This is a genomic window from Paenibacillus sp. AR247 (assembly GCF_002968895.1).
Lineage (GTDB): Bacteria > Bacillota > Bacilli > Paenibacillales > Paenibacillaceae > Paenibacillus_AQ > Paenibacillus_AQ favisporus.
This window is the reverse complement of sequence record NZ_PCZT01000009.1, coordinates 2,236,269-2,243,197: the sequence shown is the minus strand read 5'-3', so window position 1 is coordinate 2,243,197 and position 6,929 is coordinate 2,236,269. Positions and strand designations below refer to the sequence as shown.

At 50.8% G+C, this 6,929-nt stretch carries 7 protein-coding genes and 2 pseudogenes; 5 read left to right on the top strand and 4 right to left on the bottom strand.

Going from position 1 to position 6,929, the window contains the following annotated elements:
- A pseudogene (locus tag CPT76_RS37610) lies at nt 1-189 on the top strand (TetR/AcrR family transcriptional regulator); the annotation flags it as partial.
- 79 nt (nt 190-268) lie between these two features.
- Here CPT76_RS37610 and CPT76_RS19025 read toward each other — a convergent pair.
- A complete protein-coding gene (locus CPT76_RS19025) occupies nt 269-1,816 on the bottom strand; it encodes an MFS transporter (protein ID WP_105443941.1) in 1,548 nt (515 codons plus the stop codon).
- Nucleotides 1,817-2,083: 267 nt separating this feature from the next.
- On the opposite strand from CPT76_RS19025, the gene CPT76_RS19020 reads away from it, so the two are divergent.
- A complete protein-coding gene (locus CPT76_RS19020; RefSeq protein WP_181152921.1) occupies nt 2,084-3,013 on the top strand; it encodes a phosphotransferase family protein in 930 nt (309 codons plus the stop codon).
- Between the two features lie 283 nt (nt 3,014-3,296).
- A complete protein-coding gene (locus CPT76_RS42180) occupies nt 3,297-3,644 on the top strand; it encodes a CBO0543 family protein (protein ID WP_105443938.1) in 348 nt (115 codons plus the stop codon).
- A 164-nt stretch (nt 3,645-3,808) separates the two neighbouring features.
- Here CPT76_RS42180 and CPT76_RS19005 read toward each other — a convergent pair whose 3' ends face one another.
- Nucleotides 3,809-4,234 (bottom strand): VOC family protein, encoded by a 426-nt coding sequence (locus CPT76_RS19005; protein ID WP_105443937.1) that lies wholly within the window; start codon nt 4,232-4,234, stop codon nt 3,809-3,811.
- Nucleotides 4,235-4,434: 200 nt separating this feature from the next.
- On the opposite strand from CPT76_RS19005, the gene CPT76_RS19000 reads away from it, so the two are divergent.
- A complete protein-coding gene (locus tag CPT76_RS19000) occupies nt 4,435-5,322 on the top strand; it encodes a sigma-70 family RNA polymerase sigma factor (protein ID WP_105444136.1) in 888 nt (295 codons plus the stop codon).
- Nucleotides 5,323-5,497: 175 nt separating this feature from the next.
- Here the strand turns inward: CPT76_RS19000 and CPT76_RS37605 are convergent, their stop codons facing one another.
- Both CPT76_RS37605 and CPT76_RS18990 read right to left on the bottom strand, forming a co-directional pair.
- A complete protein-coding gene (locus CPT76_RS37605; protein ID WP_105443936.1) occupies nt 5,498-5,689 on the bottom strand; it encodes a hypothetical protein in 192 nt (63 codons plus the stop codon).
- Nucleotides 5,689-6,474, bottom strand: a complete 786-nt coding sequence (locus CPT76_RS18990; RefSeq protein ID WP_105443935.1) for a hypothetical protein — start codon at nt 6,472-6,474, stop codon at nt 5,689-5,691. The genes CPT76_RS37605 and CPT76_RS18990 overlap by 1 nt, the downstream gene beginning before the upstream one ends.
- Before the next feature lie 187 nt (nt 6,475-6,661).
- Between CPT76_RS18990 and CPT76_RS37600 the strand changes: the two are divergent.
- Nucleotides 6,662-6,929 (top strand): annotated as a pseudogene (locus CPT76_RS37600) (CBO0543 family protein); the annotation flags it as partial.

Below are 6,929 nucleotides of genomic sequence, written 5' to 3'. Positions count from 1 at the left end.
TATTCGCTGGCGCTTCAGACGCTGGTCAAGCCTGAGCCATATCCGAACCTGTACCCGATCGTCATGTCCGGGGTATATTCGGGTGAGAAAGAGGACGAAAACAGCGTAGGCGATGATTTGGAATTCGGGCTGGAGCGGATGCTGGACGGGATTGAACAGTATTTGAACCGGAAGATCAGCGGCGCATAACCAAATAAAGCTGCAGCTAAAAAAGGCTGCTTCCAGGGGATGATTCCTTGGAAGCAGCCTTTATTCATTTGCGCTGATCTTACGCAGCGGTGTGGACGGCCTTCTTCTGTTCGCGAAGCAGTACGAGCGTGACTGCGGTGGCCAGAAGCAGGATGACGCCGGAGATCAGGCAGGTGGCGTGCATGGCGGTGATAAACGCTTCCCGGGAAGCCTTCATGACCTGCGCCGCAGCATCCGCCGGTAAATGCAGGGCGGCGGCCGATGCGCCAGCAATGGTCTGCCCTGCTGCCTGGGCCGCATCCGGCGCGAGTCCTGAGGGCAGGAACGGGGTGACCGCGTGGCGGTAGATGGCCGCAAGGACGCAGCCTAGGAGCGCGATGCCGAATGCGCCTCCGAGCTCGTTGGACGTTTCAATGAGGCCGCCGACGGCTCCCGCGCGGTCAGCCGGAGCGACGCCCACGACATAATCGGTGACGAGAGTCATGACGGATACGATGCCCGCGGCGACCAAGGCAGCGCCGACGAGCAGCACGGTCAGCGGCGAGAAGCCTTCCAGGCGGACCTGGGTCAGTACGCCGAATCCGACTGCCGACAAGAGGAAGCCGCCGGCCATGACGCGCGGTCTTCCGTAGATTTGCGACAGTTTACCGGCAATCGGTGCCGCTGCCCCGACCACAACAGAAGGAGCCACGCTCCAGAGGGAAGCGACGAACGGGGAGTATCCAAGAACCGATTGGAGGAACTGGGTATTGATGAGCGAGCTGGCCATGAGCGTAAACGTAGCGATAAAGTTTACGAGGATCGAACCGCCGGTTCGCCGCTCCATCAGCGCACGGATATCGAGCAGCGGATTAGAGATGGTCAGCTGGCGCCGTACGAACAGGATGCCGATGAGCAGGCCTGCGGCAAGCAGTGCGGCGGGAAGGATGGCCCAGCCGTCTTCCGCCAGCGTCTTCACGCCGTAGGTCACGGGAAGGATCGCGGCGAGCGCGAGAGTCGAGCTGAATACATCGACTTTGACTTTTGCCGTGCTGCGGGACTCCGGCAGCAAAAACGGCGCGATGATGAGCAGCAGGACCATGGCGGGGATATTGATGAGGAACACGGATCCCCAGGAGAATGAGTCGAGAAGCAGGCCGCCGATAATCGGCCCGACGGTGACGCCGCCCGCCATGACGGCGCTCCAAATGGCCATCGCCTTCGTCCGCTGCGCCGGGTCCTGGAACATCGTGCGGACGAGCGCCAGTGTCGACGGCATGAGGGTCGAACCGGCGATTCCCAGAATCCCGCGGGCCAGGATCAGCGTTTCAGCAGACTGGGCGTACGCCGCGAACAAAGAGCTTAGGGCGAATCCGACAGAACCAATCATCAGCAGACGACGTCTTCCAATCCGGTCGCCGACGGCGCCCATCGTCAGCAGCAGCCCGGCGAGGATGAAACCGTAAACGTCGAAAATCCATAATTGCTGGGTGGCGGTCGGCAGTAGATCCGCGGCAATGGCCGGTGCCGCGAAGAACAGGACGGATACGTCCATCGAGACGACCATCAGCGGGAGACAGAGGATGCAAAGCGCGATCCATTCTTTGCGGCCGGCCAATTTGGCCGCAGCGGGGGTTGAAATGCTCATTTAAAATTCCTCTCCTTATTGTTTATTATATAAACAGTAACTTTTGAAAACAGTATATTATATAAACAGTATATGGTCAACACAAAAGGGATATATTTTTTCACGGGTACGGGCGGAGTTCTATGGGGCATTGAAGAGCCGCATGATAAACCATATTTTTATTGTTCGGCCCCATTTTTCTATGAGACAATCCGGGATATAATGGGTTCAATCCGGAATCGCGGGAAACCGATCGAACGATATGGAAGTGAAAGGGAGGCGGAAGGCATGACCGAATACGAAAAACCAATCGTGGACATCACTTTGGTCGAGGAGACGATCAGTGAGCATCTGGGTGATGGAGCGATAGAAATCACGCCGCTGCAAGGGGGGAACTTAAGCCGCGTTTTTTCCTTTATCCATGAAGGTCAAGGGTACGTGATCAAGTTCAGTGACCTGGAGGGGGCGTACCAGTCGGAAATCTACGTATCGAATCTGCTGTCCAGCCAGGGCATACCATTCCCCCGGTGCATCGGACATGGAAAAACAGGGAATCTGGAATATTCCATTTTGGAAAAGATAGAAGGCCGCAATCTGGCGGATTTTTCGGCTGAGGAGCAGCGCCGCCGGCTTCCGGAGCTTATTCGGATTTTGACGCGCTTGAACCATATTGACCTGCGTGGAGCCCATGGATACGGCTGGATCGGGGCGAGTGGTGACGGTGCGTTCCCAACCTGGAAGGATTATTGGGAATCCGTCTATGCGGAAGACCAAACGGGCAGCTTCTGGGAGAACTGGTACGCTTTATTCCATACCTCCTGTTTGGAGAAAGAGGTATTCGATGAGATTTACAGCCGGTTAACGGCTTATTCACACTATAACGATTCGCACCGCTATTTTATACATGGGGATTTTCACCAGTGGAACATCTTGTCTGACGGCAGCCGGATTACGGGAATTTTGGATTGCAACTGCGCTTACGGCGACTTTCTTGTGGATCTGGCTATTCTGGACCGGCACATGGACGGGCACAACGTCGTACAGACTTATCAGGACCATCAAGCGGAAGCCGGATTCGTCATCCCCGATTTCAATGAGAGATTAAAGGGCGCTTATTATTTCAAAGGACTGGACGGACTGCGCTTCTATGCCAAAATGGGATGGACCGACGCTTATGCATATACTCGCAACTTCCTTCTGGGCCTGGACAAATCATAAGTCTGTTGTAACGGGCTCGGATGGGGCTGTTTGCATTTGTGTTTTGGCAACTCCGAGTGCCCTGTTCCCCCACAGCGTCTGCTCAACAAACGGGGCTTGCTCCGCTCTGCATTGGACGATCAATATCACTTCACCCAATGTAGTCTTGGCCGTTCTGATCCTTTTTCGTTTCACAAGGTTCTTTATTAAATCGTAAACAAAGCCAACAGCAAATCCGACAGCTGCTCCAATTATCCCCCAAAAGACCGGACCCCAGTGGAGAACAAATCCTCTGGATACCCCGATGGTCCCGCCCATCATGGCTAGAATAAGCTGGTCTTACCCTCATCAAGTCTTCAGGTTGATTCCTCGCTTAAGCCCGATTGATTACTCCGTATTGCCTGTCATTCATATGTTGATCTATCAGTATTTTAGAAGTTGGAAGTCATTCTTTGTCGCCAATGTCATACTTGCCCTAGGGGCTGCCTTCATTGCAGAGCCCATCTTTGTCTGGATTGATATTTATGACATGGACCATTGGAAATCTATTTATTCGTTCCCGATATATATAGCTAAAGCCTGTTTTGTTAAGTGGTCGCTGGAATTCATGCTATCCAAGGCAAACCGATCACAACAAAAACCTGCGAACTAAAAGAAGGCATTGAGCCCGCTTTAAGTTCCAGGATACAATATCGATAGACTGAATAACGCATCGAAGGCGAATTCGATGCGTTATTTTTTGGTTTGTTATACGATTCCACTTTCTGAATAAGCCTAACTTAAACCTTGGTGAAAAGAGGGAGCTGTGCGCGTAGATTACTGTTGTCCTTTGGCAAGGATCCGGAAGGTAATGCCGAATGGATCCGTCACATTGCCGTAAGCGGGACTGAAGAAGCTGGCTTCAAGCGGCGTATTCACTTGACCGCCCTGTTTCAAGGCGTCAAAATATCGGGTGGCCTGATCTTTGTCATCGGTTTGCACGACGATAGTCACTGGCGAGCCCTTTTGGTAACTGCTGCTGGTAACAAGGTCGGACAATTGGAGCTGCGATTCACCGATGACCAAGACCGCAAAGGATATCCAGTCTTTTTTCTCCGGCGGCAGCGGGGATTCCGGATTTTCCGGTAAATCGCCCAGTCGTTGTGCATAGACAACCTTGGCTTCCAGCGCTTTGACGTAAAAATCGATAGCCTCATTTGCTTGACCATTCATTTCAATAAAAGGGATTAAACTCGTGCTCACAACAATCATCTCCTGTACATGTTTTTTATCGGGATACCGACGGACCTTTTATTTGGCAGCGGGATTCCCTTTACTACCAATGTCGTTCGCCGGCAGGTAAACGTGACCGTTAAAGTTAATATATTTTTTTGCGATTTCGGTCACATCCGTTAGATTTCTTACGACATATTAGTAATAAGGAAAAGGAAAGGTTGGGGCGCGTGAACGATCACAACGGGCTTGCAGAACAATTCGAATCGCATCGGAATCATCTTCAGTCGGTGGCTTACCGAATACTGGGATCACGGAATGAGGCGGATGACGCCGTACAGGAGTCATGGATACGTCTTAGCCGTTCGGATATGAGCAGCGTGGAAAATATCGGGGGATGGATGACGACGATCGTCTCGCGGGTCTGTTTGGATATGCTCCGAGCCCGTAAATCACGGCATGAGGATCTGACGATAGATCACGCACCAGAGCCGGTTACCCACTTCCGTGACGGAAGTGACCCGGAATATGAAGCGCTGATGGCCGATGCCGTGGGGCATGCCATGCTTGTGGTCTTAGGAACATTAAGTCCCGCCGAACGAATCGCGTTCGTGCTGCACGATATTTTCGGTATGTCTTTCGCGGATATTGCTTCCATCTTGGAAAGAAACGAGGCGGCAGCCAGAAAGCTTGCCAGCCGTGCACGTCAACGGGTGAAGGGGGATGAATCGGCTTCAAGAGCAGAAGAGCTCAGGCGCAAACAGGAGCTGGTGGATGCATTCCTTGCTGCATCGCGCGCCGGAGATTTTGAGAAACTTCTCTCTATCCTGGACCCGAATGTCGTGACACGAAACGATCCGGCATTTCCGCCGGCCGCAAACGCGCCGGTTGTTCATGGTTCGCAAGCTGCGGCCAAGCAATTCGCCGGCCGTGCCCAAGGTGCCCAGCCTGCGCTCGTGAACGGTTCCGTAGGCGCCGTTATAGGTCCGCTTGATCGAATCCTGTTCGTACTCGTATTTACGGTAAAGAATGATAAAATCACCGAAATCGAAATGATTGCCGATCCGGCGCGCCTGCGCCAGCTTGACCTGGCCTTGTTGAACGACAAACGGGTATAAAGAACACGGGAAAAAGATCAATTGAAACAAGGAAAAGGCACCGCATAGCAGCCGTAAGGCTTGCAGCGGGTGCCTTTTTCTGCCAAACCCCGGTCAGGTCAACCGGTATACTCTGGCTTCATAGGGGCGCAGCTCAATGCGGTCTTCTTCCGCGTCAGGCGGCAGATCGTAATTGCTAATCAGCAGGTCCCGTATCGACTAACGAGGTACCGTCTGTACCGTGCATCGTATCAACCAACTTCATATCCACCGAACGATTATCCAGGGGGACAGCGTAAATATGGACGCCCTCGTTTTCTTTAAGCTTGCTTATAGCAAGCTCGACATAGTGTGAATGCTGAAATGTAGAGAAAAATTGGATTCCCATTAGACTTTTTCTCCCTTATGCAGTACAAAATTTTGCGGCTGATAGTTTTCTTTCAAATAATCGGCTTGTTCCCAATCAAATAGTTTCGTCAGCTCTACGGCATTGGTGTAAGAGTCGTACATGGTGAAGAAGTAGATCGAGGGGAAGTAAAGGAACCACTGAACGCCCATCACTTCTCTTGATTTGGGGAAGTTCCCCAGCAAAAAGTAGTGCATGCTTTCAATCATGTTGGAATGAATGACAATCATCACGGTCATAGCAAGCGTCAAAACAGCAGCTAAGATCCGATGAATATACAGTTGTCCAAGACTTGGAATCGTCATTGCCCAGACCAATGCAATCCACGGCTTTTTCTTGTCCAGATAGTTGACCTCAAAGGGGCTCACCGAAAAATTCGGGTATTTGGCATTTTCCCTTTTCGCCAACAGGTGAATTTTGTTCAGGTCAACTGCGGTCCGATAGCTGTCCCATATGGCAAACAAATAAACCGGAATATAGAGGTATATGTACTTTTCATTTAATACAACCTTTGCCTGGGCGATATCTCCGTTAAACGAATACATAATGGCCGTATTGAGCTGGGTTTTTTGATTGATATAAAATTCCCAAAAAAATAATGCGAACCCGGAAATGAACTTGTGTAATAAGATGTGGCCGAATCCGGGGAACGCTACGGACCATAACGCTACGACCAGGGGATTACGCTGGTGAAGCTGGATGGTGCCGAACGTCGTTACATAGGCATGATAATAACGGTTTCTATATTTGTTTCTAAAGTTATTCACTTTTCAACGCTCCAATGAAATACAGTTTAATCGAATTTTTTGTCAATTGGCGAAAGATTATTCTTCCTTGGGAGGTATAACGCGATTGGCTTAAAGAGGACATGGAATTAGCGGGATGACTTTGGGGAAGTTTAAGGACAATCCAAACGGACGATGAAACGGTGCAAAAAAAGGAGCTGCATTACTTTTGTCAGACCGATATCCTTCCTTTGAAGAAATCAAAGATGTAGATCGTAAACTTACTGAAATGAGAAAACTGTATTATTATCGCCATGACCTGTTCTCGATTCAATGGTGGTTTTTGTTGGTGCTTTTGATTGTGCCATGGATCATTTGGTGGAAAGTGGCCGATAAATCAAGACTGAAGGATATTTTACTTTACGGTTTTGCAATAACCATCGTTATTGTCCTGCTGGATGATATTGGAAGCGAGCTCGGATTATGGTCTTACCCTC